This is a genomic window from Bacillus sp. FSL R5-0447, from assembly GCF_038606125.1.
Taxonomy (GTDB): Bacteria; Bacillota; Bacilli; order Bacillales; family Bacillaceae; genus Bacillus; species Bacillus velezensis.
In genome coordinates, this window is sequence record NZ_CP152012.1 from 2,866,569 (window position 1) to 2,892,947 (window position 26,379).

The window sequence follows — 26,379 nt, forward strand, 5'->3', positions numbered from 1 at the left end:
CCCGGCGCATGTTTATGCTCCGGGTTTTATTTACGCTTTTTCTTCCATAAAGTCAAACGGCGTGATGCCTTCCATTCCGATGTTCGCATCATATACACTGAACGGCAGCTCTTTTTGCAGGGCGGCCAGTTCTGCATCCATCTCTTCATTCTGCTCTGTGAGCCTGTTTCTAAGCGACGTCTGTCTGACGGTGGCATCATTGTTTTTGACGCCCCATTCAAGCGCTTCTTCTTCTCCGCAAAGAATCAGAAATTTTTTCGCCCTTGTTATGGCGGTATAAAGCAGATTTCTCCTGAGCATTCGATAGTAGCCTTTGACGACAGGCAGGACGACAATCGGGAATTCGCTCCCCTGCGACTTATGAATCGAACAGCAGTAAGCGTGGGTAAACTGGCTGAAATCCTTTTTCGTAAAGGTGATTTCGTTGCCGTCAAATGAGACGACGACCATGTCTTCTTTTTCCGTATTTTCTTTGGCATAAAAAATGGATACGATTTCGCCAATATCGCCGTTAAACACATTGTTTTCCGGCTGGTTGACAAGCTGTAATATTTTATCGCCCGTCCTGTAGACGACATCACCGAATTTCAGCTCCCGCCTTTTTTCTTTCGGCGGATTCATGATGTCTTGAAGAAGCATATTCAGCTCGTTAATTCCCGCTTTTCCCCTGTACATCGGGGCAAGCACTTGAATATCCCTGGAGGTATACCCCTTTTTTAACGCGTTCGAGACGACCTGATCCACGACTTCTTTAATCTGTGAAGAATTACAGCGGATAAATGAGCGGTCCTTAGTCGGCGCGGTCAGCCCCTTCGGAAGCAGTCCTTTTTTCATATCATGCGCAAGTTCCACAATGGATGATCCTTCAGCCTGACGGTAAATATCTGTCAGGCGCACGGTCGGCAGCACCTCAGAAGCCAAAAGGTCTCTGAGCACCTGCCCCGGTCCTACTGAAGGAAGCTGGTCTTCATCACCGACGACAATGAGCTGAATGTGCTTAGGAAGCGCCTTAAACAAATGGCTGGCGAGCCAGATATCGAGCATACTCGCTTCGTCTATAATGATCAGTTTCCCTTCTATCGGCTGATCTTCATTGTAGGTAAAGCCTTCAGCGCCATTCCAGCCGAGCAGCCTGTGTATCGTAACAGCCGGCAGACCCGTAGATTCGCTCATCCGTTTTGCGGCTCTTCCCGTCGGCGCGGCAAGCAGCACCGGGAACGCCTCGTCTTTTTTATAATCACCGGGGTCAAGCGATACTCCGTGCAGTTCACTGTATAATTCCACGATTCCTTTAATAACGGTCGTTTTCCCCGTCCCAGGTCCTCCGGTCAGTAAAAGCATCGGTGAAGACAGCGCTTTTTGAATGGCATCCTTTTGGCTTGGTGCGTATTGAACATTCATCCGTTCTTCCAGTTCACCGAGTGCAAGCAGAAATTCCGATTCAGGAAATTGATCGGCATACTCCGTCTGAGCCGCAATGTCGAGCACGCGTTTTGCGACATTTTGTTCGGCGTAAAACAAGGACGGAAAATAGCAGCGTTCTCCTTCTATGACGATATCCTTACTCTCCCCGAGGGCGATGATGCCGTCAGCCGCATCCATTTCCGTGACGCGGCCGCCTTCAGCTGACTGATTCAGGAGCGTTTGCGTATTGATTATCAGCTGCTTTGTTTCTATGTACGTATGGCCCTCTGAAAGACAGGTCGATTCAATTGTATATAAGATAGCCGCTTTGATCCGCTCCGGGTGGTTTCCTGACAGACCCATTTTTCCGCCCAGCTCGTCAGCTTTCACAAAGCCGATGCCTTCAACGTCTTTTACAAGCTGATAAGGATTTTCCTGAATTTTCTCCAGTGTTTCCGTTTCGTAGGCCTGATATATTTTCATGGATAGCTGAGGCCCGAAACCGTATTGGTTCAGAGAGATCATAATCTGCTCAAGCCCCTGATGCCGCTGCAGCTCTCCGGCAAGCTTATCCGCTTTCTTTTTCGACATTTTCGGCACATCGTAAAGCACCGACGCATCCGTCAGAATTTTATTGAGCGCGCCATCTCCGAGCTTTTTGACGATTTCTTCCGCCGTTTTTTTTCCGATTCCTTCAAACAGATCACTTGATAAATAGTGAATGATCCCTTCTTTTGTGGTCGGAATTTCTTTTTTAAAGTGCTCAGCCTGAAATTGCAGGCCGAACTTAGGATGCGTGGCGGTTTTTCCGTAAAATGTGTAGGTCTCATCTTCTTGCAGCAGAGGGAAGTAGCCCGTTACGGATACGACCTTGTCTTCGATCGCCTCAGACGTTTCTGCAACCTTGACTTTCAGCACTGTATACAGGTTGGTGTCATTATGATAAATGACCGTATGAATGACGCCTTTTACATACGGCTGTTCCTCGATGTTCAGCTGATCCACGAGCCTTCCCTCCTTTTGTTATGACTGGGTGATAAGCTGTTTCGCATGAAGCGCAAGCATATGATCAGGCTGTATGCCGATTGCGCCTTCCAGCATCTCAAGCGCCTTTTCACGATTTTCTTTGTACGCGTAAGCGACCCCGGCATTATAAAATGCGTCCGCGTGGCTTGGGTCCTGCTCGATCACCGTCTCAAACTGCGCCAGAGCTTCATCCAGCATTTCTTCGTTTGCGAGGCACATTCCGAACTGGAAGCGTGCTTCCGTGTCATTTTCGTTTAATTCAACGGCACGCTGCAAATATGGCAGTGCAAGCTTCGGCCGCTCTAATTTAACGAGAACGGTCCCCAGCATATAAAACAAATCTCCGTTTTCCATTCCGGAGCGAAGCGCTTTTTCAAACATATCCTTCGCTTCGGAAAACGATTCTTTCATCACATATACGTTTCCCGCACCGTAATAAGCGGCTGCCGCCGAATTGTCCAATTCGAGCGCTCTGTTATAGAATGCAAGCGCCCGTTCGAGTTCGTTCACAGAAGAAAGCAGATTTGCGAAGTTGATATATGGCACCGGATCTTGGCCGTTTTCCTCAATCGCTTTCGTAAAAGCCTCTGCCGCTTTTTCAAAATCGCCCTCCTGCATGGCGTCAATCCCGATTTTATTATAATCCATTTTTAACTTCCTTTCGCTAAAAAACCCCAACATGCGAGTTGAGGTTTTTTACATGTGTTATACGTACCACAGTTTTGTTCCGTCTTTATAAACGTCATCTATCGTTCCGCCGCCGAGGCACTCTTCTCCGTCATAAAAAACGACGGCTTGTCCCGGCGTAACGGCGCGTACCTGCCCGTCAAAAATGACTTCCGCTTCATCATCACCCGTCATTTTCACCGTTACTTTGTGATCTTCCTGACGGTAGCGGAATTTCGCCGTGCATGTCATTTCGCCGCCGTCCATCAGACCGGGACGCGTCCAGCTGACATTTGTCGCCGTGATCTTATCAGAATACAGAAGCGGATTATGGAATCCTTGATCAACATACAGAATGTTTTTTTCAAGATCTTTACCGACGGCGAACCACGGCTCGCCGCTTCCGCCGATTCCAAGACCGTGGCGCTGTCCGATTGTATAATACATCAGACCGTCATGACGCCCTTTTACTTCTCCGTCCATTGTCATCATATCGCCCGGCTGAGCGGGGAGATATTGGCTGAGAAACGTTTTGAAGTTGCGTTCGCCGATAAAGCAGATTCCCGTGCTGTCTTTTTTCGCAGCTGTCGCAAGTTCCGCTTCTTTGGCGATTTCCCGCACGCGGCTTTTTTGCAGATCACCGATCGGGAACATGACTTTGCTGAGCTGTTCCTGATTGAGCTGATTCAGAAAATAAGTCTGGTCCTTGTTTTCATCCAGACCGCGGAGCATGCGCACTGTACCTGCGCTTCTGTCCACGCGGGCGTAATGGCCCGTCGCAAGATAATCCGCGCCGAGTGACAGAGCATGATCCAAGAAAGCCTTAAACTTAATTTCTTTATTGCACATGACATCCGGATTGGGGGTTCTTCCGGCTTTATATTCATCAAGGAAATATTGAAATACCTTTTCCCAATATTGCTTCTCAAAATTGACGGCATAATACGGAATTCCGATTTGGTTGCAGACCCGGATGACGTCTTCATAATCTTCCGTCGCCGTGCAAAAACCATTTTCGTCCGTATCATCCCAGTTTTTCATAAAGATTCCGATTACATCGTAGCCCTGCTCCTTCAGCAGAAGGGCCGCCACGGAAGAGTCCACGCCGCCGGACATGCCGACTACGACTCTTGTATCCTCCGGCCGTTTTTCCATTTGCATTCACTCCATTAAAAACGTAAGTCCGCCGTTTTAAGCAAGCCGTTTAACGACGGCGGCAAGCTTTTCGGCGGCTGTTTCGATTTGTTCCGCCGTATTGCCGAGGCCGAAGCTGAGGCGGATTGACGAAGTCAGCCTGCCGCTCTCACTTCCGAACATGGCCGTAAGCACATGGGACGGAAGAACGGATCCCGCCGTACAAGCAGATCCGCTGGAGACGGCAATGCCTTCCATGTCAAGATTGACCAGCAGCGCTTCCACCGGCACACCGGGAAAGTAAAGGTTTAAAATATGAGGCAGGCATTTCTCGGCATCTCCGTTCACCTCCGCTGTGACGCCGGATTTTTCCAGCGTGCTCATGATAATGTTCTTAAACTCCTTATACTTCGCTGTTTTCTCTTCCCTCTCACGGTTTGAAAGGACGACCGCTTCTTTTAAGCCGGCGATGCCCGGTACATTTTCCGTCCCCGCGCGGCGCTTTCGTTCCTGCTCTCCCCCGAGAAGAATCGGTGACAGCTTCACCTCTTGATTTACATATAAAAAGCCTGTCCCTTTAGGCCCGTTAAGCTTGTGACCGGAAACAGACAGCATGTCAATTCTGCTTTTTTTCACGTCAATCGGCATATAACCGAATGCCTGGACGGCATCTGTGTGAAAATAGGCCTGATGCCCGCTTAACAGCTCTCCGATTTCGTCAATCGGCTGAATGGTTCCGACTTCGTTATTGCCATACATGACGGTAACAAGGATTGTATCATCACGGAGCGCTTCTTTCACCTGATTTGCACTGATCCGTCCTGAAGGGCCGGGGATGAGGTATGTCACCTCAAAGCCGTCTTCTTCCAGCTTTTCGCAGGCGTGCAATACAGCATGATGCTCAACAGCGGTCGTAATGATATGCTTTCCTTCATTCTTCCGGGCGGCAGCCGTTCCGAAAATCGCTAAATTATCAGCCTCCGTGCCGCCGCTTGTGAAAATAATTTCCTGTTCTTTCGCACTGATTTCGCGCGCGATGTCCGCTCTCGCTTCATCGACCCATTTCCGGGATTCTCTCCCGAATGAATGAATGCTTGACGGGTTGCCGAAACTGCCGAAGAAATGGGGCTTCATCTCTTCGAGCACACGCTCATCCATCGGGGAAGTCGCGGCATGATCTAAATAAATCCGTTCCATTGTCTGTACACCTCTGGTTTAAATATAGAACATATAAGCTTCCTGCTCGCCGTCCGTGTAGCTCGCAAGGTCTTCTAACGTCGTGCTGTCCAGCACGTCTTTTACAGCGTCGCGGATGCGGATCCATAACTCCCGCTTGGCAGGCTCTTCATCCTCAAGCACTTCTACCGGGCTGATCGGCCCTTCCAGCACTCTGATAATATCTCCGGCCGTTATCTCTTCAGGCTGGCCCCCGAGTACGTACCCCCCGTAAGCGCCTCTGATGCTTTTTACGAGTCCGGCGTTTCTGAGCGGTGATACAAGCTGTTCCAAGTAATGCTCAGAAAGGCTGTTTGTTTGGGCGATGCTTTTGAGCGACGTCGGACCGTCTCCGTGCTTTTTCGCCAATTCAATCATAATGGTGAGCCCGTATCTTCCCTTTGTCGATATTTTCAATATGAACACCCCAGTCAATTCTAATTGTTAATTTATACAAGTAAATGGATATGAATAATCTGTTTAGTATCTTATAGACCAACTGTTATTATAACATAACTTATCCTAATTTTCATTGAAACACGGGGCCCGCCGCAATTCGCTTTTCTAATCGTCCGTTTTCCGTTACCCTGTATATGTAAGGAGAGATGTTCATGAAACCATTGGCGTATCGGATGCGGCCTGCCAATATCGAAGACATTATCGGCCAGGAACATTTGGTCAAAGAAGATAAAATCATCGGCAGAATGGTGCGTGCAAAGCACTTATCATCCATGATCCTGTACGGGCCGCCGGGCATCGGAAAAACGTCCATCGCCACAGCGATCGCAGGATCGACAAGCATCGCATTCAGGAAATTGAATGCCGTCATTCATAATAAAAAAGACATGGAGATTGTCGTACAGGAAGCGAAAATGTCAGGCCAGGTCATTTTAATCCTTGACGAAGTGCACAGGCTTGATAAGGGAAAGCAGGATTTTCTGCTGCCCTATTTAGAAAACGGCATGATTATTTTAATCGGCGCGACGACCGCCAACCCTTATCATGCCATTAACCCGGCCATCAGAAGCCGGACCCAGATCTTCGAGCTTGAACCGTTAACACCCGATCTGATCAAGCAGGCATTGGAAAGAGCGCTCACAGATGAACACCGGGGACTCGGTTCCTACAGCGTTTCGGTGGACGACGACGCGATGGATCATTTCGCGCAAGGGTGCGGAGGAGACGTCCGCTCCGCTTTGAACGCACTGGAGCTTGCCGTGCTCTCCACAAAGGAATCAAGCGACGGCACGATCCGGATTACACGGGAGACGGCGGAAGAATGTCTGCAGAAAAAAAGCTATACTCATGATAAAAACGGCGATGCGCATTATGACGTCTTATCCGCCTTCCAAAAATCGATCCGAGGCTCGGACGCAAACGCCGCCCTTCATTATCTGGCCCGTCTGATCGAAGCCGGCGACCTTGAAAGCATATCAAGAAGGCTTCTCGTGATCGCCTATGAAGATATCGGCCTCGCAAGCCCGCAGGCAGGCCCCCGGGTGCTGAGCGCGATTCAGACCGCAGAACGGATCGGCTTTCCGGAAGCGAGAATTCCGCTGGCCAATGCGGTAATCGAATTATGCCTCTCGCCAAAATCAAACTCCGCCATCTCAGCCGTTGATGAGGCGCTCAAAGACATCAAGACGGGTAAAATCGGCGATGTGCCGAAACATTTAAAAGACGCCCACTATAAAGGGGCCCAAGAGCTCGGACGCGGGATCGGCTATCAATATCCTCACGATTTCGAGAACGGATGGGTCGAACAGCAATATTTGCCTGATCCGTTAAAAAACAAGCAATACTATAAACCGAAACAAACGGGGAAATTTGAAGCCGCCATAAAGCAAGTGTATGAAAAACTGATGAAGCAGAAAAAATAACCGGACCAAGGACACCCTATGTGTTCTTGTCTTTTTTGATACCGGCCAAAACCTTTCGTGTAAACGGCGGATTCAAATAAAAAAACAGCCTTTCCTGAAGAAGGCTGTTTTTCTTTTTATTTATCTTTAACCCGTTTAATGTCGATGTCCTTTAAGAGCTCCATGACAACATGTCCGCCCATAATCAGACCGGCCACTGACGGAACCCAGGCGTTGGAAGACGGCGGCATTTGCGCTTTTCGGATTTTCGCTTCATCATTCCCGACTTCTTTTCTGACGTCTTCACGGATGACGATCGGGCTTTCATCAGAAAAAATGACCTGTACGCCTTTTTTAATGCCCTCTTTGCGAAGCCTTGTGCGGACAACTTTGGCAATCGGATCGGTATGGGTTTTTGAAATATCAGCAATCTGAAAGCGTGTCGGGTCTGTTTTATTCGCCGCTCCCATGCTTGAAATCAGCGGAACATTCCGTTTCAGACATTCTTTCATCAGATGAATTTTATAATGAATCGTATCCGACGCGTCAATGACGTAATCGAGCGGATGCTCAAAGAACTGCTCATACGTCTCTTCCGTATAAAACATTTTTAAGGCGACGACATCGCAATCCGGATTAATATCCGCGATCCGCGCTTTCATCAAGTCTGTTTTCGGCTGTCCCACCGTCGACAAGAGCGCATGCAGCTGGCGGTTTACGTTTGTAATGTCAACATCATCTTTATCGACAAGCACGATCCGCCCCACTCCGGACCTCGCCAATGCTTCGGCTGCGAATGAACCGACTCCGCCGACGCCGAGAACGGCCACCGTGCTGTTTTTTAACGTGTCCAGCCCTTCTTTTCCAATCGCTAGCTCATTTCTGGAAAACTGATGTAACAAGAACCTCACTCCACATTCTGGTTTTATAAACTCGGCTTGTCAAAAAGCCGCTGGTTTTAGCGCACAAAAAATAAAGTCCCAATTGTGCCGTTGCAGCTTTCCTTCGTTTTGAACCCGCTCTCAGCAGGTGGGTGCCCTTTTTTAAATCTTGTAAGTCCTCTTAACGAATGAAAAGAGGCATGTACGCCATTTAAAAATGCGGGCTCCCAAATCAAAAAAATGTTCGGTCAAAACTAGGTGTACAACTAACACATCAGGACTTTATTTAACTTGTCAAAATCATATCACAGCAGATTTTGATTTTCAAGAAACAAACTGCTGATCTTTACTGTTTCACTTTTCTTTTGACAGAAAGGTGAAGTTCTTCAAGCTGGGCGTCGCTCACTTCGCCGGGCGCTTCCGTAAGAAGGCAGCTTGCGCTTGCCGTTTTCGGGAAAGCGATCGTATCTCTTAAGTTTGTGCGGCCTGCAAGAAGCATAACCAACCGGTCTAAGCCGAGCGCGATTCCGCCGTGCGGAGGGGCGCCGTATTCAAAGGCTTCAAGAAGGTATCCGAACTCCTCCTCCGCTTCTTCTTTTGTAAAGCCGAGAAGCCCGAACATTTTTTCCTGAACGTCTTTTTCAAAAATACGGATTGAGCCTCCGCCGAGTTCATAGCCGTTTAAGACAAGGTCGTAAGCCTGCGCTTTCATATCTTCAGGCGCCGTTTCAATCAGGTCAAGATCTTCACGGACAGGCATTGTAAACGGATGGTGAGCCGCATAGAAACGGCCTTCTTCCTCGTCATGCTCCAGTAACGGCCAGTCCACAACCCACAGGAAGTTGAAGAGGCTTTCGTCAATCAGGCCGCGTTCTTTGCCGAGCTTTAAGCGAAGCGCACCGAGGGATTGAGCCACAACCTCAAACTTATCAGCGCCGAACAGGAGCAGATCGCCTTCAGAAGCATCAAGCGCTTCAGCCAGTTTTGCCTGCTTCTCTTCATCAAAGAATTTCGCAATCGGGCCTTTTACGCCGTCAGCTTCAACTTTCACCCAAGCGAGACCCTTCGCGCCGTAATTTCCGGCAAAAACGCCGAGCGCATCGATATCTTTTCTGGAATAGTCGCCGGCAGCGCCTTTGACATTGATCGCTTTTACAACGCCGCCGTTTGCCACGGCTGATGAGAACACCTTAAATTCAGTATCTTTCACTATGTCTGACACGTCCGTCAGCAGCATGCCGAAGCGGGTGTCAGGCTTGTCGGAACCGTAGCTGTTCATCGCTTCTTCATATGTCATTCGCGGAAGCGGCAGCGGTACTTCAACACCTTTTGTTTCAAGCATGACTTTCGCCATCATCTCTTCCGCCAGAGCCATGATGTCCTCTTGACTCATAAAGGACATTTCGATATCAATCTGCGTAAATTCCGGCTGGCGGTCGGCACGCAAGTCTTCATCGCGGAAGCAGCGGGCCACTTGATAATACCGTTCAAAGCCCGACACCATCAGAAGCTGTTTAAAAATCTGCGGCGATTGCGGAAGGGCGTAAAATTCTCCTTCATGCACCCGGCTCGGCACTAAGTAATCACGGGCGCCTTCGGGAGAGCTTTTTGTTAAAATCGGTGTTTCAATATCAAGAAATCCGTTTTCATCCAAGAAATGGCGGATGGATTTTGTGACTTGGTGACGCATTTGCAATGTTTGAAACATCGCCGGGCGGCGCAAATCCAAATAGCGGTGTTTTAACCGGACGTCTTCAGAAACCTCAGCCGCCTGGTCACTGATCGGAAACGGAGGCGTTTTCGCCGTACTGAGCACCGTCACCGCTTCAGCTTTGATTTCAATTTTACCGGTTTTCAGGTTGGGATTCACCGTGCCTTCTTCACGGGCAGAAACCGTGCCTTCGATATCAAGCACATATTCGTTTCTGATTGCTTCCGCTGCGGCAAGGGCTTCCTTCGATACGTCAGGGTTGAACACGACTTGCACAATACCCGAGCGGTCGCGCAAATCAATGAAAATCAAGCCGCCGAGATCGCGCCGCTTCTGCACCCACCCTTTCAGTTTGACGGTTTCGCCAATCGCTTTTTCAGTTATCTCGCCACAATAATATGTTCTTCCAAACATAGCGTTCCTCTCCTTCACTGCTTTTGATCTGCCTTTAACACTTGTATCAGCTCGTCTAACACCACTTCACGCTGCTCTCCTGTTTCCGCATCTTTTACATTGATTTTATTTTGGGCAAGCTCATCTTCCCCTAAAATCGCAATAAAACGTGCGCCGAGACGGTCAGCCGTTTTAAATTGGCCCTTCATCTTTTTATTTTCATAATCGATTTCACTTGAGATGCCCGCTTCTCTCAGTTTGTACACGAGGGAAACGGAATAATCCTTCGCTTTTTCTCCGAGCGTCACGATGTAGCAGTCAATCCCCTGATTGACGGGAAGCTCTGTTTTCTCAGCGTCAATGGCTGCCAGCAGACGTTCGATGCTCATCGCAAATCCGATACCCGGCGCTTCAGGTCCGCCGATCTGTTCAACAAGCCCGTCATAGCGGCCCCCGCCGGCAAGGGTTGTAATCGCTCCGAATCCTTCGGCATTGCTCATAATTTCAAAAGCGGTATGGTTATAATAATCAAGCCCTCTGACAAGGTTCGGATCTATTTCGAACGGGATGCCGAGATCGTTTAAGTATTGTTTTACTTTCTCAAAATAAGCGGCTGATTCTTCATTTAAGTAATCAAGAATGGACGGAGCCGTTTTCATCAGTTCATGCTCTCTGTCTTTCTTGCAGTCAAGAATTCTGAGCGGGTTTGTGTGCAGGCGCGACTGGCAGTCTGAGCAAAACTCTCCGATGCGCGGTTCAAAATGTTTGACGAGCGCTTCCCGGTAGGATTTGCGGCTGTCCTGGTCACCAAGGCTGTTTAACACAAGCTTGACATGTTTCAAACCGGCTGTGCGGTAAATACTCATCGCAAGCGCAATGACTTCTGCATCCACGGCCGGATCTTTGGAGCCGATCGCTTCGATTCCGAATTGATAGAATTGCCGGAAACGCCCCGTCTGCGGACGTTCGTAACGGAACATCGGTCCGACATAATAAAGCTTCGTCGGCTGCACCGGGTTCGCAAATAATTTATTTTCATTGAACGCGCGGACTGCAGCGGCTGTTCCTTCCGGCCGAAGCGTCAGGCTTCTCCCTTTACGGTCTTCAAACGTGTACATTTCTTTCTGCACGATATCTGTAGACTCACCGACGCCTCTTGCGAACAATTCCGTATGCTCGAAAATCGGTGTGCGGATTTCTTTATATTGATAAGTGCGGCACGTCTCCCTCATAATTTGTTCGACGAACTGCCATCTGTCTGATTCACCCGGCAGTATGTCCTGTGTGCCTCTTGGAATGTGATATGCCATGTTACAGGCCTCCTTAATGTCTTTCTTCAAATAAAAAAACTCCCGCTCCTACTATACATGTATAGTAGGGACGAGAGTTATACCCGTGGTGCCACCCTAGTTGGAATGCCGAAGCATCCCCGCTCTGACCTTTAACGCAGGTTCACGTCCGCTGCCTAATGACTTGCAAAAGCGTTCAGCAGGGAACCTCCGGAGTGTTGTTTCGAGAAAGATGCAGTGCGGATCCGCTTTCAGCCCGGGACGGTTCCTCTCTTCTCCATGCATTCTGACCTACTCTTCTCCATTATCGGTTCAAAATCGTTATCATGACTTATGTACATCAATTTCTATTATAATAATGGGATTGCACTCCCCTGTCAAGTTTTATTCCGTCTGTTTTTCCTTGCGACCGCTTCTTTCGATAAGAGACCGAACTCCGTCGCCGTCTCTTCAAGAAAACCCGCCTTTTCGCTATCGCTCTGATCACTGAAGTGCAGATTTCCTTCCGCATCGTGCAGCGCGCGTCCCATTTTTGGTTGATATTTCATGATTTGCACACCTTTTCGCTGTATTTATGACTAGTATAAACAAACCATTTTATTTTTATTTAACATTCAGCAAGGAAAATACGATATTATACAAGAATGTATTTTAGTTAGTTCAGAAAGGAGGACAGCCATGAAGAAGAGAACTCTTGCTCTTATTTTATGCGGCGTCATCATCACAGCGCTTCTTCCGTCATTCCACACCGCAATCGCCGCAGAGGGAGAAGCGGTCATCGCGACAGACAAGATCAATGTCAGAGGCGGTCCCGGCCTGAGCTATGGAATTAAGGCTGAAGTAAAAAAAGGGGAAAGATACCCGATCGCTAAAGAAGAGGGAGACTGGGTGCAGCTTCAGCTGAGCCCCGGTAAAACCGGATGGGTCGTTTCCTGGCTGATATCAAAAACAGCCGGGGGAGCAGACCATTCATCCGCAACAAGCGGAACGGTCACTTCCACCGATCCTGACCTCCGCATCAGAAAAGGCCCGGGGACATCATATGAAGTCATCGGCAAACTTCCGCAAGGCGCACATGCATCCGTGCTTGACAAGAACAGCGGATGGGTGAACATTTCTTATCAAGGCACAACCGGATGGGTTTCTTCCGAATACGTCACCGCGGACAGCGGAGGATCGGATACGAAAGCCACTTCGGCCCGAAGCGGGTCAAAAAACGGGACTGTCGGCGTTTCTTCATTGAATGTCAGAAGTGCAGCGTCACATGATTCAGCGATTATGACTAAATTATCACGCGGAACAAAGGTTTCCATCTTAAGTGAAGACCACGGCTGGCTGAAAATTGAAGCAAACGGGCAAAAAGGCTGGGCAGCAAGCCACTACATCATAAAGGATTCTGACTCATCGGACAGCGCATCCGGCTCGGGAGACGGTTCTGCGGGCTCAGGCTCCTCGAAAAAAGCGTATATTGTTTACGGCGGCACCAACTTAAGGAGCTCGGCCTCGACTTCCGCTTCTATCGTAAAAAGAGCAGATAAAGGCGCAGCCTACCCGATTGTCGGCTCAAGCGGCAAATGGTATGAAGTCCGGCTTGAAAACGGACAAACCGCATATGTGGCAAACTGGGTCGTACAAACGTCAAAAAGCGGTGAGGAAACAGGTGAAGCACCTTCTCCCGACACGTCAGGCGGCAGCGGCTCACTTAAAAACAAGACGATCGTCGTTGATCCCGGACACGGAGGAAAAGACAGCGGAACGATCGGCTACTCCGGAAAGTTTGAGAAAAACGTAACCATTAAAACCGCTAAGCTGCTGGCCCAAAAATTGCGGGCGGCCGGTGCAAACGTGTATATCACCAGACAGGATGATACTTTTATCAGCCTGCAGGCCAGGGTTTCAACCTCTCATTACCGGAATGCGGATGCCTTTATCAGCATTCACTATGACAGCTATGCCGATACGTCAACACGGGGAAGCACGGCTTATTATTACAGTCCGTCTAAGGATCGCCAGCTTGCCTCAGACGTCCATTCTGAAGTAGTGAAGCGTTCCCCTATCCCGGATCGCGGCGTTCTGTTTGGCGATTATTACGTCCTGAGGGAAAATAAACGGCCTGCCATGCTGTATGAGCTCGGCTATCTCAGTCAACCGCAAGAAGAAACAATCATACATAGCGGCTCTTATCAGGAAAAAGTGACAGACGGAATTGAAAGCGGATTGGAACATTATTTTCAATCATAAAAAAAAGCTGCCGAACGGCAGCTTTTTTATTGTTTAGAATCCATAATCAATGTAATCGGCCCGGAATTCGTCAGCTGAACATCCATCATGGCTCCGAATATTCCGGTTTCCACTTTGACTCCTTTTTCCCGAAGGAGTTCGTTCCACTTTTCATAAAGGAGCACAGCCTGATCCGGTTTAGCCGCATTCATAAAATTCGGGCGTCTCCCTTTCTTCGTTTCGCCGTAAAGCGTAAACTGTGAAACGGATAAAATCTCCCCGCCCGTATCCAAAAGCGATAAATTCATCTTGCCGCTTTCATCATCAAAAATCCGAAGATTCACGATTTTATCCGCCAAGTAAGCGGCATCTTCTTCTGTATCTTCATGAGTGATGCCGACAAGCGCCATAATACCGGGTCCGATCCGGCCGGCAACAGCGCCGTCAACCGTCACACTCGCTTCTGTTACACGCTGAACAACTAATTTCATAGCAAGCTCCTTTTAGTTCATTACCCGCCGGACTGAATAGATGTCTCTGATCTGCTTAATCCGCTCGACCACTTTATGCAGATGGTTGATGTTTTGAATAAAAATCGCCATATGAATCGTAGCGACTTTATTGCGGTCGGATTTGCCGGAGACAGAGGAGATGTTGGTTTTCGTTTCATTTACGGCTTGGAGCACCTCATTTAAAAGCCCGAGACGGTCATACCCCAAAATCTCAATCTCAACGTTATATTCTTTGCGTCTTTGAACCTGTGATTCATGCTCCCATTCAACGGGGATCAGACGTTCCTGCGCTTCATTCGTTTTGACGTTCGGACAGTCATCCCGGTGAACGGATACACCGCGCCCTTTTGTAATAAAACCGACAATATGGTCCCCAGGCACCGGGTTGCAGCATTTCGACAAGCGGACGAGAAGGTTGTCAATGCCTTTTACGCGCACACCCGCTTCCCGTTTTCTCCCTTGCGGATAATGTTTCGGCTCGGAAGTGACTTCCTGAACGATTTTTTCCTGCTCTTCCTGGTCACGGAGCTTCCGTTCTTTTTCGGTGAGCCTGTTGGCCACCTGAAGAGCGGTAATGCCGTTATACCCGACCGCCGCGTACATATCCTCTTCATTTGAGAAATTGAACTTGTCGGCAACTTTTTGAAGATTTTCGAGTGTTAAAACATCTTTCACTTCAAAATCAAGATTTTTAATTTCTTTTTCGACAAGCTCACGGCCTTTTTCGACGTTTTCTTCACGGCGCTGTTTCTTAAAGAATTGGCGGATTTTGTGTTTCGCCTGAGACGTCTGCGCCAGTTTAACCCAGTCTTGACTCGGGCCGTATGAATGCTTGGACGTCAGAATCTCGACGATGTCGCCCGTCCGGAGCTTATGGTCAAGCGTCACCATTTTTCCGTTCACTTTCGCCCCGATTGTTTTGTTGCCGATCTCCGAGTGGATCCTGTAGGAAAAATCAATCGGCACAGAGCCTGACGGCAGTTCAATGACATCGCCTTTTGGCGTAAATACGTATACCATGTCAGAAAACAGATCGATTTTCAGCGATTCCATAAATTCTTCCGCATCCGTAGACTCGTTTTGGAATTCCAGAATTTCACGGAACCAGGACAGTTTTTTCTCAAATGTCGCTTCTTCGTTTGCAGCCTTGCCTTCTTTATATGCCCAGTGTGCGGCCACCCCGTATTCAGCGATCTCATGCATCTCAAACGTTCTGATCTGCACTTCCAGCGGATCGCCTTTAGGCCCGATTACGGTCGTATGCAGCGACTGATACATATTCGGCTTAGGCATCGCAATATAATCTTTGAATCTGCCAGGCATCGGCTTCCAGCACGTGTGAATAATGCCGAGTACGGCGTAGCAGTCTTTAATGCTTCCGACAAGAATACGGACGGCGAGCAGATCATATATTTCATTGAACTGTTTATTTTGCAGCGCCATCTTGCGGTAAATGCTGTAGATGTGCTTCGGACGTCCTGAGAAGTCCGCTTTGATATTTACTTCTTCGACCCGTTTTTTCACTTCATTGACAACCTCTTCGACATAAAGTTCGCGTTCCGCGCGCTTTTTCTTCATGAGGTTGACGATTCTGTAATATTGCTGAGGATTCAAATAACGGAGAGCGGTGTCTTCCAGCTCCCATTTGATTTTAGAAATCCCGAGCCGATGGGCCAGCGGAGCGAAAATTTCCAGCGTCTCATTTGAAATTCTCCGCTGCTTTTCCTGCGGAAGATGCTTTAACGTCCGCATATTGTGAAGGCGATCCGCCAGCTTGATCAATATGACTCTGATATCCTGAGCCATAGCGACAAACATTTTTCGATGGTTTTCCGCCTGCTGCTCCTCTTGAGATTTATACTTAATTTTACCGAGCTTCGTCACACCGTCGACAAGCATCGCCACTTCTTCAGAAAATGCTTCCTTCAGGTCGTCGAGGGTGACATCCGTGTCCTCTACCACGTCATGCAGAAATCCGCCCGCAATTGTGGAAGGGTCCATTTCCAGATCGACGAGGATCCCCGCCACCTGAATCGGATGAATGATGTACGGCTCACCTGATTTGCGGTACTGTTCGCGATGCGCGTTTTGCGCATACAGGTAAGCTTTCTCAACAAACGCAATCTGCTCCTCCGGCAGATAAGTGCGCGCTTTATCTATTACTTGCTCGGCAGTCAATACTTGTTCGTTCGCCATGGAATCACCTTTTTTAAATGTAAACTGTATTAGTTTATTATCAAGAAAAAAACGAGAGATGTAAAGGGCAGAAGTTCAAAACACCTAAAGAATCTGTCAGGATGATGAAATAATAGGAAAAAAGCACCCTGACACGAGTGCTTTTTTCCATATGCGGTTAATATTTCATTAATGTTAAAATATCGTAATTGTCAAGCTTGTCTCTGCCGTCAAGGTAAGAAAGCTCGATTAAGAACGCAATACCGGCTACGACGCCGCCCAGTTCTTCGACCAGCTTAATTGTTGCTTCGATCGTGCCGCCTGTTGCAAGCAAGTCATCAGTAATCAGCACGCGCTGTCCCGGCAGAATTGCATCTTTATGAATCGTCAGTACGTCTTTTCCGTACTCCAAACCGTAATCGACTTTAATGACCTCACGCGGAAGTTTTCCTTCTTTCCGAACCGGCGCAAAGCCCACTCCGAGAGCGTATGCAACCGGACAGCCGATAATAAAGCCGCGCGCTTCAGGCCCGACAACTAAATCAATTTCTTTTTCTTTTGCATATTCAACAATTTGGTCAGTGGCGTAACGGTATACGTCGCCTTTGTCCATCAATGTCGTAATATCTTTAAATTGTACGCCTTCTTTCGGGTAATCGGGCACAATTGTTACGTATTTTTTAAGATCCATCTGTTCTATGTCCTCCTCGTACTTTCATAAGCTTCTGAACCTTGGTTCATCAGCTTATTCAGCCATTCCTTCAGCTCATGGGCTGCGGAATAATTGAGCTTCTGGTCTAATTCCATCAGCTGCTGTTTTACCTGATAGGTTTGCGAATCTGCCAGGTCGCGTTTTTTCGCGCCGCTCACGACAGACAGCACACCATCTTCTATTTTAACAAAACCGAGATCAAAAAACACCTTTGTCATGAAATTGATTGTGTCAATTGACCATCCTCTGTGTCTCGCAAGCTCTGAACCATGCTTGCCGAAGTCAAAAGCGCCCCTTTTCAAGAGAAATGCGTAAAACCACTTGAAATCATTCCGCGATGGAAATGAGGACAGGAAATGTTCTTCATGATTGATAAAAACAAAATAAATCCGTTCCGGCTTCTTTCCGTCAAGCAAATGCTGCAGGCGATCCGCTGACGGCGGCACATCCAGAAAAACGGCATATTTTCCGTCAAGCTGGAGAGCTTCCGCCTCGGATTCCGATGTGATCCCGGCCAGCTCGCCTGACAGCTCTTTTGCATGGAGCTTCTGAGCGGTTTTTTCGTTAAAGCTGATGAGCACCCGTTTTTCCTTCGGCAGCGCGGTGACCGTGTCTTCCCACATCCGCTTGCCCCTGATATCAAAAAGCTGCCATTCCGGCACCGCAGCGTCTTTAATCATCAGCTGGGGCTTCTTTCTGTTGTTCCATTCATTAATGGACATCTCGCCGACAATGGAAATCGTTGATCCGGGGACAACTCCGGCTTCAAGCTCTCCTTTGTTAAAGCCGACGCAGTCAAGGACGGCGGAATCACTTTTCACCGTCATTTTCACGTGATTTTTATTCGCTCCGATCAGGCGCACATCATCAAGCACGGCATTTTTCACCATCACATGAGGTTTAGGGTTAAGCATGCCGAACGGCGACAGCATATTTAATTCTGTAATGCTTTCAACGGTTATGTCTTCAACGCCGCAGACAAGATCAACCTCCTGAACGGGAATAAAATCCTCTTCCGTAAGGGTTTCTTCAGCCATTTGATTCAGCCTGTCCCTTAATTCCGCCACATCTTCAGCCTTCAACGTCATTCCTGCCGCCATCGGATGCCCGCCGAAATGAGGAAGAATGTCTCTGCACTGTGAAAGGCTCGTAAACAGGTTGAAGCCTCTGATGCTTCGCGCCGACCCTTTAGCGATTCCCTGCTCCTCATCTATCCCAAGCACAACAGCGGGACGGTAAAAACGTTCAGCCAGCTTCGATGCGACAATACCGACGACTCCCGGATTCCAGCCGGCTTTTGCCACTACAATGGCAGACGGGTTTCCGCCTTGCTGCTGAACCATTTCAACAGCCTCTTCGGTCATGGTTTTCACCATTTTCTGCCGCTCTTTATTCAGCCGGTCAATATCCGAAGCCAGTTCCTCCGCTTCAAACTGATCTTCGGTCATCAGCAGATGGACGGCGGGATCGGCCTGTTCTATTCTTCCGACGGCATTGAGCCTTGGCGCGACCTGAAATCCGATCGTTTCCTCATCAGCTTGTCCGATATCTCCGCCGGAAAGCTTAATCAGGGCTTTGAGGCCCGGCCGATTTGTCGTCCGTAGCCTTTCGATTCCGAGTGACGCAATTAATCTGTTTTCATCATGAAGAGGCACCAGATCTGCAACCGTACCGATTGCCGCCAAGTCCAGCATAGCTTCCGGCAAAGAACCCGTAAGCGCGTGGGCAAGCTTAAACGCCACACCGACGCCGGCCAATTCTTTAAACGGATAGCCGCAGCCCGGCTGCTTCGGGTGGATGATCGCAAATACGTCAGGAAGCTCGGGTCCCGGCTCATGGTGGTCGGTAATAATGACGTCTAAGCCCAGCTCTTTTGCGACTTCAGCTTCATGGACGGCGGCGATTCCCGTATCCACTGTAATGATCAGCGAAAATCCCCGCTCTTTTATGGAGCGGAAAGCTTGTTCATTCGGGCCGTAGCCTTCTGTGAAACGGTCGGGAATATAAAAATCAACGTCCGCCGACAGCTGTCTGAGTGCCGTCAGCATCACTGACGTGCTTGTAACGCCGTCTGCATCGTAATCTCCGTAAATCATAATCGGTTCCCCTTGAGAAACCGCCAGTTTTATCCGATCAACTGCTTCCCGCATTCCCTTTAATTCATACGGGTCATAAAAGTCTGCATCCTTTGTATGTAAAAACAGCCTTGCGCTTTCGGCAGTATCAAAACCTCTTTTTACAAGCAGTGATGCCACAAGAGGTGTTATGTCCAATTGTTCTGTGAGTGATTTGACTTTTTCCTGATCCGGCTGCTGGATTTCCCAGCGCATTTTTGACGCTAACATAAATTCACCCCTCAACCACCCTATTATACTAGAGCGGACTGAGGGGTTTCAAATGTTATTCTGATCCTTTTTTCTCTTCAAGCATTTCTTCCGGCGGCGCGGCTGTTTTTTGGCCGTCCGAATCAGCCGTCAATTCACCTGCGGATCTGTTTTCTTTCCGCAGCATTTTAATTTCGCGCTTCAGCTTCATCACTTGAAAGATACCGGCCGAAAACACGATCAGCGCTCCCATTAACACAGAGCCTAAAATGACTAAAATCAGCGGCCATTCAGCGGTTCCGAACAGATAATCAACCTCAACCGCCCGCACGTTAATGACAGCAAAGATGGCGACAATCAAAGTAAATAGTAAAGCGAATATAATAGTCCATTGTTTATTCATGCGTCTGCCCCCAATTGTTCATTCTTATCTTTTCCCCCATTTTCCCGGGAGTAAACCCCGGTCTCAGGAAATCCGGGCCGTTAACTGCTCGCGGACCAGCTTTTTCAGTCCGCTCCTTTCTCCCGATATGACGAGGGTGTCCCCTTCTTCAATTACGGTATCAATGCCGGGGCTCAGCTGTTTTTGCCGGTTTTTCTTTACGATCGCAATAATCTGGACGTTGTAATGTTTCTTGATCTCCAAATCTCCGATTGTACGGCTGACAGCCGGTGCATGAGATTCGGCTTTAAACCACTCAATGACGAGGTCATCAAGCGCAACTTCCACAGATTCCAGCGCTTTCGGCTTATACGTCATACCGCCTAAAATAGCGGAAATCTGCCTCGCCTCTTCGTCGTTAAATTCAACGGATGCCAAGCATTCGTCATGATCATTCTCATCGAAGTAATAGAGCTCTTTTCTGCCGTCATCATGAAGAATAATACTGATTTTATCGTGATTTTTCGTAATGACTTCTACTTTCTGGCCGATGCCCGGAAGCTCCGACTCACGAACGTTCATAAGAACCCTCCTACATGTTTTTACAATGATGATTGATTATGTAAGCGTATGTCATTATAGCAAATGCAGGTTTTAAGTTCAATGCGGCCTGAAAAAACAGGCTGCCTTCCGGAAGACAGCCTGTTCCCATTTTACTCTTCGATTGATTTTTTCCCTTTAAATTCTTTACCTTTCCATACAAGCCACAGCTGCGCGGCGATGTAAAGAGAGGAATAAACGCCCGTCAATAAACCGACCAATAAAGCGACGGAGAAGTTTGTAATTGACGATGAGCCCAAAATGAGCAGCACGACGACAACAATCACAACGGTCAAGACCGTATTGATCGAACGTGTAAAGGTTTGCTGCAAGCTCAGATTCACGATATGTTCCAGATCGGCAAATGACTTCGGCTTACGTTTTTTCATCTGCTCGCGTATCCGGTCAAATGTAACGATCGTATCATTTATCGAGTAACCAATTATGGTGAGAATAGCGGCGATAAAGGTTACGTCAACCTCCAGCCTTGTAATGCTGAAAAACGCGACGATAAAGAAAGCGTCATACAGCAGGGATACAATTGCGGCGACAGCCATTCTGTACTCGAAACGTATTGATACGTAAATAATGATGCCGATTGATGCAATGGCGACAGCATATAAAGCATTACGGGCCAGTTCTTTTCCGACTGTCGGCGATACCGTGCTGACGTTCGGTTCAGATCCGTATTTGTCCTTAAAGTACGTTTTGATTTCAGCGATTTTTTCTTTAGATGGCTCTCCGACAAACCGGGCCGCGGCAACATGGTTCTCTTTACCAGAAAGCACGATGTTTTCCGGCTCCATGCCGAGAGAATCAAAATCTTTTTCAACCTGATGCGCCGTCAAAGAATGATTGCTCTGCACGTCAATCCGCGCGCCGCTTGCAAAATCGATTCCCAGGTTGAGCTTAAAGACCAGTAAGATGATAATTCCCGCAATGGTTACAGCGCTTGAGAAAATAAAGAAATATTTTCGCTTGCTCGTGAAATCCCATTTTTGGAATGCCGTATGCGGTTCAGTATTTTCATCCGTTTTTTGAATGTCCATAATATGTTTTTTCTTGACGCCGAACCAGCTTTTTTTCCGGTCAAGCCATCTGCTTTCCACGAGAAGGGAGAGCAGGAATCTTGAAAGGAAGACAGCTGTAATAAAGCTTGTCAGAATTGACAAAATCAGCATCGTCGCAAACCCTTTTACAGAGCTTGTCCCGAAAATAAAGAGCACGACCGCTGCGATGATCGTTGTGATGTTCGCATCGAAAATCGTCGCGAATGACCGTCTGTTCCCTGAACGGAAAGCTGAGCGGACGGATTTGCCGAGTTTCAATTCTTCTTTTATCCGTTCATAGGTGATGATGTTGGCGTCAACCGCCATCCCGACACCCAAAATGAGCGCCGCAATACCCGGAAGCGTCAGCACCGCCTGCATCCAGTCAAACACTTGAAGCGTAATATATACGTATACAGAAAGCGTAATTACCGCTATGAGTCCAGGCAGTCTGTAATAAAGCAGCATAAATAAGAAAACAATTGCAATACCGATGATGCCGGCCTCTACCGTATCATGCAAAGCCTGCTGTCCGAATTGCGCCCCTACTGAAGTAGAGTATTTTTCGGTCAGTTTCACAGGCAGCGCGCCCGCGTTTAAAATATTGGCCAAGTCCTTCGCTTTTTGAACGGTGAACTGACCTTCAATCGTGACATCCTTCGTGTTTAATTCCTGGCTCACATTCGGAGCGGATACATATTTCGGATGTTTTTTGCCGACTTCTTTTTTAAATGAATCGCCTTTTTGGTAATCAAGCCAGATCACAAGCTGATTATTAGGCGCCATTTTCTTGACTTTTTTCGTCACTTCTCCGAACTTATCCGCATCCTTCAGCTTAACGCTGACAATCGGTTCGTTCGTCGTCGGATCAAAGGTTTGCTTCGCGCCGTTTTCCACGAGATCAGAGCCGTTTAACAACTCTTTATCATTCGTATCCCTGAACGAGAGCTGCGCTTCCGTTGACAGAATTTCGCGCGCCCTGTTCTGATTCGTGACGCCCGCCAGCTGTACGCGGATGCGGTTATTTCCTTCAATCTGAATGTTCGGCTCGCTTACGCCGAGAACGTTAGCCCGGCGGTTCAGCGCCTGCACCGTGCTGACGAGCACGTCTTTTGTGATTTTATCGCCTTTTTTGACGGGCTGCACATCGTACAGAACTTCAAACCCGCCGCGTAAATCCAATCCTAACGTAATATTATTGGCAGCCGGTTTTGTAAAATACCCCAGCCCTGTGCCGATCAATAATACGATCAGGAAAAACGCAATCAAGCGTCCTTTTTTCATTATGTATTTCCTCCTTAAACCTATGCCGTCAAATCATTATCTCAGCAGTTCATCTAAAGCTTCCTGACCCTCATCGCTTTCCAGCCAATTAGACGACTTAAAAGCTTCAACGGTTGCATAGTTCATAAAATCGCCAATTTTAACTGATAAAATATGACCGGCCAATTCATGCAGCGGCAGTTCCTTTTTCTGTTTCCACTTTTTATGTATTAAGTATGACCATAAACTCTCGTGCTCAACATCATCGTATCCGAGGATTTTGAACTCTTCAAGTTTACTGTACAAGAAAGGCCGCAAATGATCTTTGTACATTTCGGCGGGATGTTTCTCCACTGGGCGCTCGCTCCTTTTTCCATTTTTCTCGAAGACTTGTCATGCTCGGACGACATCGGCGCATATCTTTATTGTATATGATTCCAGGTAGTTTGAGAAGGCAGGGGTTTATAAAATGGCAAAACAGACTTTTTTAAGGGGCACTCTTATTCTCATCGCAGCCGGGATGATTACGAGAATGCTCGGCTTTGTCAACCGGGTGGTTATCGCCCGGTTTATCGGTGAAGAAGGGGTCGGTTTATACATGATGGCTGCCCCGACATTTTTCTTGGCCACCACTTTGACTCAATTCGGCCTCCCCGTTGCCATCAGCAAACTTGTCGCTGAAGCAAGCGCGCGGGGGGACAGGCAGAAAATGAAACACATTTTAGTGATGTCGCTTACCGTCACCGGGATATTAAGTCTCATCTTCACGCCGCTGTTTTTATGCTTTGCGCCGATTATGTCCGAAACGATGCTGACGGATCAGCGCACGGTTTACCCGCTTCTGGCGATTACGCCCGTCGTGCCGATTATCGCGATCTCCAGCGTGCTGCGCGGTTACTTTCAGGGCAGGCAGAATATGAACCCGCTGGCGTTTTCCCAAGTACTTGAGCAGATCGTGCGGATTTCACTTGTCGCAGTCTGCACGACGGTGTTTCTGCCGTACGGGATTGAATATGCCGCAGCCGGAGCCATGATTTCGTCTGTCATCGGGGAGCTTGCCTCTCTTATTTATTTATTCATTTGTTTTAAAGCAAATAAAACAATCAGAATCAGAAAACAATTTTTCAAGTCGATCGCAAATGGAAAAGAAACCTTCCGCCAGCTGATGAGCGTGTCGCTCCCGACAACCGGAAGCCGCTTCATCGGAAATTTATCTTGGTTTTTTGAACCTATTGTCGTCGCGCAAAGCCTTGCGATTGCAGGAGTGGCCACCGCTGCCGCCACCAGCCAGTACGGGGAGCTGACCGGATTTGCCATGACGGTTTTGACGCTGCCCAGCTTTATAACCTATTCTCTGTCAACGGCACTTGTTCCTGCGATCAGTGAAGGAATGGAGCAAAAAAAGCTGCAAGTTGTCGAATACCGTCTGGAACAGGCGATGCGGCTGTGTCTTTTAAGCGGAGGCATTTCGGTGGTTATTTTATTCTCTTTCGCTGATGAACTGATGTCCGTCATGTACGGATCAACTAATGCGGCGGTATTTGTTAAAGTGATGGCGCCGTTTTTTCTGCTTTACTATTTTCAGGGGCCCCTTCAGGCGGTGCTGCAGGCTCTCAATTTAGCCGGGGCCGCCATGATGAACAGTTTTATCGGCGCCGCTGTCAAAACTGGCCTAATTTTTGTTTTGGCGACCAGGCCTTCCTTGGGCATCATGGGCGCCGCACTTGCGATTGTAACGGGGATGGTTCTTGTCACCCTGCTGCATGCGGCCACCGTAAGCAAGGTGCTTCCGATCAGCATTAAAATAAAAGAATACGCGCTCTGTTTTGCCGTCATATTCATTTGCGGCTATGTCAGCCGCATCATCAAGCACGCCGTTCATTTTTCAGGATCAGAGGCTGTTAATCTCACAGGCTGGATTGCAATGACCGCGATTTTGTACATTGCGCTTCTTCTGTTATTCAAGCTGATTAAAAGGGAAGAGCTGATCCGGATTCCGGTCATCGGCAAGTTCGTCACGCGGTGAAACCGATTCATGGCTCCCCTTTTTCATCTTTAAGATCAATAAAAAAAGCGCCGTCCGTAAACGTGCAGAATGATATAACCGAAAGATCGCGATATCCTCTTTTTGCTAAATTTTTTTCAAGCCAGTGTTTATCTTTCCCGATTCTGTCCAGATGCTCGTTCTGAATGACCCCGTCAACGATAAGCGATGTTTCCATCTGCTTATCCTTATTGTTTTTCTTTTTGACGATTGACAGTTTGCCCGAAGACTCCAAAATGGCGTACGACACGTCAGAGATTCTATCGATGTTATTCTCTCTCAGCTGCATAAGAAGATCGTCAAAATTGTAGCGCTGCGATCTCATCGCCCGTTCATCAATTTTTCCCTGTTTTATAATAATGGTGGGTTTTCCGTCAAGCAGCTGCCGTATTTTTTGGCTTTTGAGCGAAATAAAAGCAAGGCTTACTTGAATAATCATTAAAACGACAATCGGCACTATTGTGTGCAAAAGCTTATCTTTTACATTTTCAATTGCCAATACGGCAATCTCGGCAATCATAATGGAGACGACAAGGTCTAAAATGCTCAGTTCTCCGATTTCCCGTTTTCCCATCAGTCTGAAAATCACAAGAATGATAAAATAAAGCACAATCGTACGAAACGTAATAATGAAAATATCTTCCATATCGCACCTCCAACGGTCATAGCATTTGCCATCGGCTCTGAATTATGTAATAAACGGGCTGAACATCATGCATTTACGTCTAATTCGAACATTCAGAGAATACATTTAGAAAAAGACGGGCTCCGGCTTGTCATATATCAGGCCGCAGAGCGGAGAGGAGATAAAAATGGAAGAAACGAAACAAGTGGGAAGAGGCGTTTTGTACGGCTTAGTGGCTATTTTTGCGGTGATGCTTCTTACGAGTTTGGCGATTTCGCTTTTACTGACGGTTACCTCAATGGAAGAATCATCTTTCAGCTGGCTGATCACCGCGCTTTCTTTTCTTTCTTTATTTGCGGGAGGTTTTATATCGGGCGGCAAAGCGAAGGAAAAAGGCTGGATGATCGGAGCGTTAACCGCCGTCTGTTTTTCATTAATCATCTTGCTGTTTCAATATTTAGGGTTCGGAAAAACGTTTACATCCGGTCAGCTTTTATTTCATCTCGGCTTTTTGGGAGTCAGTATGCTGGGCGGCATTTTCGGAGTGAATTTGAAAGGAAGCAGATCAGCGTAATAAAAAAAGAGCGGATTCTCCGCTCTTTTTTTTGTATGTATGAGCTTCGCTGTTATTCAGCGGAAGCTTCTCTGATTGCGCGGCGGTCAAATGTTAAACGGGTGTTATCACCTGTTTTAATGACGACCTTGCTTTCATCAATTGAATCAACAGTGCCGTGCAATCCTCCGATTGTCACCACTGAATCCCCTTTTTTCAGCTCTTCCTGCATCTGGCGTACGGCCTTCTGCTGCTTTTGCTGCGGACGGATGAGCAGGAAATAAAGCACTGCAAACATTAAAATAATAGGAACGATTGTGCCTAAAGTACCCATCTGTTTCC

At 47.8% G+C, this 26,379-nt stretch carries 23 protein-coding genes, 1 other RNA gene and 1 other annotated feature; of the genes, 4 read left to right on the forward strand and 20 right to left on the reverse strand.

Translation table 11 applies throughout. The features are described from left to right. Positions 1 to 30: 30 nt before the first annotated feature. From NYE68_RS14340 to cymR, 5 genes are read right to left on the reverse strand one after another with little or no spacing between them, the layout of a single operon-like run. Positions 31 to 2,409, reverse strand: a complete 2,379-nt coding sequence (locus NYE68_RS14340; RefSeq protein ID WP_324636594.1) for an ATP-dependent RecD-like DNA helicase — start codon at positions 2,407 to 2,409, stop codon at positions 31 to 33. An 18-nt stretch (positions 2,410 to 2,427) separates the two neighbouring features. Then, entirely contained in the window at positions 2,428 to 3,078 is a 651-nt protein-coding gene (locus NYE68_RS14345; protein WP_007408203.1) for a tetratricopeptide repeat protein, read from the reverse strand. Positions 3,079 to 3,135: 57 nt separating this feature from the next. Next, positions 3,136 to 4,251, reverse strand: a complete 1,116-nt coding sequence (mnmA, locus tag NYE68_RS14350) for a tRNA 2-thiouridine(34) synthase MnmA (RefSeq protein WP_012118077.1) — start codon at positions 4,249 to 4,251, stop codon at positions 3,136 to 3,138. A gap of 36 nt (positions 4,252 to 4,287) precedes the next feature. Then, entirely contained in the window at positions 4,288 to 5,427 is a 1,140-nt protein-coding gene (locus tag NYE68_RS14355; RefSeq protein WP_007612815.1) for a cysteine desulfurase family protein, read from the reverse strand. An 18-nt stretch (positions 5,428 to 5,445) separates the two neighbouring features. Continuing rightward, positions 5,446 to 5,862 (reverse strand): cysteine metabolism transcriptional regulator CymR, encoded by a 417-nt coding sequence (cymR, locus tag NYE68_RS14360; RefSeq protein WP_003152730.1) that lies wholly within the window; start codon positions 5,860 to 5,862, stop codon positions 5,446 to 5,448. 194 nt (positions 5,863 to 6,056) lie between these two features. Here cymR and NYE68_RS14365 point away from each other — a divergent pair, with 194 nt between their 5' ends. Then, positions 6,057 to 7,325: a replication-associated recombination protein A gene (locus NYE68_RS14365; protein ID WP_324636589.1), complete on the forward strand. Its 1,269-nt coding sequence runs from the start codon at positions 6,057 to 6,059 to the stop codon at positions 7,323 to 7,325. Positions 7,326 to 7,441: 116 nt separating this feature from the next. On the opposite strand, the gene NYE68_RS14370 is transcribed toward NYE68_RS14365, so the two are convergent. From NYE68_RS14370 to NYE68_RS14390, 5 genes are all read right to left on the reverse strand, one after another. Next, the gene (locus NYE68_RS14370; protein WP_015240289.1) at positions 7,442 to 8,206 is read right to left on the reverse strand and encodes a tRNA threonylcarbamoyladenosine dehydratase; all 765 of its coding nucleotides are present in this window, start codon (positions 8,204 to 8,206) and stop codon (positions 7,442 to 7,444) included. 71 nt (positions 8,207 to 8,277) lie between these two features. Further along, a non-coding RNA gene (gene ssrS / locus NYE68_RS14375) (6S RNA) lies at positions 8,278 to 8,469 on the reverse strand. 62 nt (positions 8,470 to 8,531) lie between these two features. Further along, positions 8,532 to 10,310, reverse strand: a complete 1,779-nt coding sequence (gene aspS, locus NYE68_RS14380; protein WP_020956140.1) for an aspartate--tRNA ligase — start codon at positions 10,308 to 10,310, stop codon at positions 8,532 to 8,534. A 14-nt stretch (positions 10,311 to 10,324) separates the two neighbouring features. Continuing rightward, positions 10,325 to 11,599 carry a histidine--tRNA ligase gene (hisS, locus tag NYE68_RS14385; RefSeq protein WP_015417909.1) on the reverse strand — a complete coding sequence of 425 codons (1,275 nt, stop codon included), beginning with the start codon at positions 11,597 to 11,599 and terminating at the stop codon, positions 10,325 to 10,327. A gap of 63 nt (positions 11,600 to 11,662) precedes the next feature. Further along, positions 11,663 to 11,895, reverse strand: a binding site (T-box leader). 60 nt (positions 11,896 to 11,955) lie between these two features. Further along, the gene (locus tag NYE68_RS14390; protein ID WP_012118083.1) at positions 11,956 to 12,126 is read right to left on the reverse strand and encodes a YrzK family protein; all 171 of its coding nucleotides are present in this window, start codon (positions 12,124 to 12,126) and stop codon (positions 11,956 to 11,958) included. 130 nt (positions 12,127 to 12,256) lie between these two features. On the opposite strand from NYE68_RS14390, the gene NYE68_RS14395 reads away from it, so the two are divergent. Further along, positions 12,257 to 13,819, forward strand: coding sequence for an SH3 domain-containing protein (locus tag NYE68_RS14395; protein WP_015240291.1), 1,563 nt, complete (start codon positions 12,257 to 12,259; stop codon positions 13,817 to 13,819). A 26-nt stretch (positions 13,820 to 13,845) separates the two neighbouring features. On the opposite strand, the gene dtd is transcribed toward NYE68_RS14395, so the two are convergent. The 8 genes from dtd to NYE68_RS14435 all read right to left on the reverse strand — a co-directional run bounded on the left by dtd (position 13,846) and on the right by NYE68_RS14435 (position 23,169). Continuing rightward, positions 13,846 to 14,289: a D-aminoacyl-tRNA deacylase gene (gene dtd / locus NYE68_RS14400; RefSeq protein ID WP_007408194.1), complete on the reverse strand. Its 444-nt coding sequence runs from the start codon at positions 14,287 to 14,289 to the stop codon at positions 13,846 to 13,848. Between the two features lie 12 nt (positions 14,290 to 14,301). After that, positions 14,302 to 16,506 (reverse strand): GTP diphosphokinase, encoded by a 2,205-nt coding sequence (relA, locus tag NYE68_RS14405; protein ID WP_003152716.1) that lies wholly within the window; start codon positions 16,504 to 16,506, stop codon positions 14,302 to 14,304. 157 nt (positions 16,507 to 16,663) lie between these two features. Continuing rightward, complete coding sequence (locus NYE68_RS14410) at positions 16,664 to 17,176, reverse strand: adenine phosphoribosyltransferase (RefSeq protein ID WP_059368048.1); 513 nt, start codon at positions 17,174 to 17,176, stop codon at positions 16,664 to 16,666. 5 nt (positions 17,177 to 17,181) lie between these two features. After that, positions 17,182 to 19,542 (reverse strand): single-stranded-DNA-specific exonuclease RecJ, encoded by a 2,361-nt coding sequence (gene recJ / locus NYE68_RS14415; protein WP_324636578.1) that lies wholly within the window; start codon positions 19,540 to 19,542, stop codon positions 17,182 to 17,184. Positions 19,543 to 19,597: 55 nt separating this feature from the next. Next, entirely contained in the window at positions 19,598 to 19,924 is a 327-nt protein-coding gene (locus tag NYE68_RS14420; protein WP_014418528.1) for a lipopolysaccharide assembly LapA domain-containing protein, read from the reverse strand. 63 nt (positions 19,925 to 19,987) lie between these two features. After that, positions 19,988 to 20,485, reverse strand: a complete 498-nt coding sequence (locus NYE68_RS14425) for a cation:proton antiporter regulatory subunit (protein ID WP_012118088.1) — start codon at positions 20,483 to 20,485, stop codon at positions 19,988 to 19,990. A 131-nt stretch (positions 20,486 to 20,616) separates the two neighbouring features. Next, positions 20,617 to 22,836 carry a protein translocase subunit SecDF gene (gene secDF / locus NYE68_RS14430; protein WP_324636574.1) on the reverse strand — a complete coding sequence of 740 codons (2,220 nt, stop codon included), beginning with the start codon at positions 22,834 to 22,836 and terminating at the stop codon, positions 20,617 to 20,619. A gap of 36 nt (positions 22,837 to 22,872) precedes the next feature. Beyond that, on the reverse strand, positions 22,873 to 23,169 hold the full coding sequence (locus NYE68_RS14435; protein WP_007408189.1) for a post-transcriptional regulator: 297 nt from the start codon (positions 23,167 to 23,169) through the stop codon (positions 22,873 to 22,875). A gap of 115 nt (positions 23,170 to 23,284) precedes the next feature. Here NYE68_RS14435 and spoVB point away from each other — a divergent pair, with 115 nt between their 5' ends. Then, positions 23,285 to 24,841: a stage V sporulation protein B gene (gene spoVB, locus NYE68_RS14440; protein ID WP_015417915.1), complete on the forward strand. Its 1,557-nt coding sequence runs from the start codon at positions 23,285 to 23,287 to the stop codon at positions 24,839 to 24,841. A 7-nt stretch (positions 24,842 to 24,848) separates the two neighbouring features. Here the strand turns inward: spoVB and NYE68_RS14445 are convergent, their stop codons facing one another. Continuing rightward, a complete protein-coding gene (locus tag NYE68_RS14445; RefSeq protein WP_003152699.1) occupies positions 24,849 to 25,505 on the reverse strand; it encodes a DUF421 domain-containing protein in 657 nt (218 codons plus the stop codon). Between the two features lie 166 nt (positions 25,506 to 25,671). Here NYE68_RS14445 and NYE68_RS14450 point away from each other — a divergent pair, with 166 nt between their 5' ends. Next, positions 25,672 to 26,058: a TIGR04086 family membrane protein gene (locus NYE68_RS14450; RefSeq protein ID WP_003152697.1), complete on the forward strand. Its 387-nt coding sequence runs from the start codon at positions 25,672 to 25,674 to the stop codon at positions 26,056 to 26,058. Positions 26,059 to 26,110: 52 nt separating this feature from the next. Here the strand turns inward: NYE68_RS14450 and yajC are convergent, their stop codons facing one another. Then, positions 26,111 to 26,371 carry a preprotein translocase subunit YajC gene (gene yajC, locus NYE68_RS14455; RefSeq protein ID WP_003152695.1) on the reverse strand — a complete coding sequence of 87 codons (261 nt, stop codon included), beginning with the start codon at positions 26,369 to 26,371 and terminating at the stop codon, positions 26,111 to 26,113. Positions 26,372 to 26,379: the final 8 nt, after the last annotated feature.

Coding starts and splice junctions, on each gene's coding strand:
- NYE68_RS14395 (WP_015240291.1), top strand. CDS start 12,257: ATGAAGAAGAGAACTCTTGCTCTTATTTTATGCGGCGTCATCATCACA.
- secDF (WP_324636574.1), bottom strand. CDS start 22,836: ATGAAAAAAGGACGCTTGATTGCGTTTTTCCTGATCGTATTATTGATC.
- spoVB (WP_015417915.1), top strand. CDS start 23,285: ATGGCAAAACAGACTTTTTTAAGGGGCACTCTTATTCTCATCGCAGCC.
- hisS (WP_015417909.1), bottom strand. CDS start 11,599: ATGGCATATCACATTCCAAGAGGCACACAGGACATACTGCCGGGTGAA.
- relA (WP_003152716.1), bottom strand. CDS start 16,506: ATGGCGAACGAACAAGTATTGACTGCCGAGCAAGTAATAGATAAAGCG.
- NYE68_RS14425 (WP_012118088.1), bottom strand. CDS start 20,485: ATGAACGTTCGTGAGTCGGAGCTTCCGGGCATCGGCCAGAAAGTAGAA.
- aspS (WP_020956140.1), bottom strand. CDS start 10,310: ATGTTTGGAAGAACATATTATTGTGGCGAGATAACTGAAAAAGCGATT.
- mnmA (WP_012118077.1), bottom strand. CDS start 4,251: ATGGAAAAACGGCCGGAGGATACAAGAGTCGTAGTCGGCATGTCCGGC.
- dtd (WP_007408194.1), bottom strand. CDS start 14,289: ATGAAATTAGTTGTTCAGCGTGTAACAGAAGCGAGTGTGACGGTTGAC.
- NYE68_RS14365 (WP_324636589.1), top strand. CDS start 6,057: ATGAAACCATTGGCGTATCGGATGCGGCCTGCCAATATCGAAGACATT.
- NYE68_RS14420 (WP_014418528.1), bottom strand. CDS start 19,924: ATGAATAAACAATGGACTATTATATTCGCTTTACTATTTACTTTGATT.
- NYE68_RS14445 (WP_003152699.1), bottom strand. CDS start 25,505: ATGGAAGATATTTTCATTATTACGTTTCGTACGATTGTGCTTTATTTT.
- NYE68_RS14450 (WP_003152697.1), top strand. CDS start 25,672: ATGGAAGAAACGAAACAAGTGGGAAGAGGCGTTTTGTACGGCTTAGTG.
- yajC (WP_003152695.1), bottom strand. CDS start 26,371: ATGGGTACTTTAGGCACAATCGTTCCTATTATTTTAATGTTTGCAGTG.
- NYE68_RS14345 (WP_007408203.1), bottom strand. CDS start 3,078: ATGGATTATAATAAAATCGGGATTGACGCCATGCAGGAGGGCGATTTT.
- NYE68_RS14355 (WP_007612815.1), bottom strand. CDS start 5,427: ATGGAACGGATTTATTTAGATCATGCCGCGACTTCCCCGATGGATGAG.
- NYE68_RS14410 (WP_059368048.1), bottom strand. CDS start 17,176: ATGGATCTTAAAAAATACGTAACAATTGTGCCCGATTACCCGAAAGAA.
- recJ (WP_324636578.1), bottom strand. CDS start 19,542: ATGTTAGCGTCAAAAATGCGCTGGGAAATCCAGCAGCCGGATCAGGAA.
- NYE68_RS14390 (WP_012118083.1), bottom strand. CDS start 12,126: ATGAAATATCAACCAAAAATGGGACGCGCGCTGCACGATGCGGAAGGA.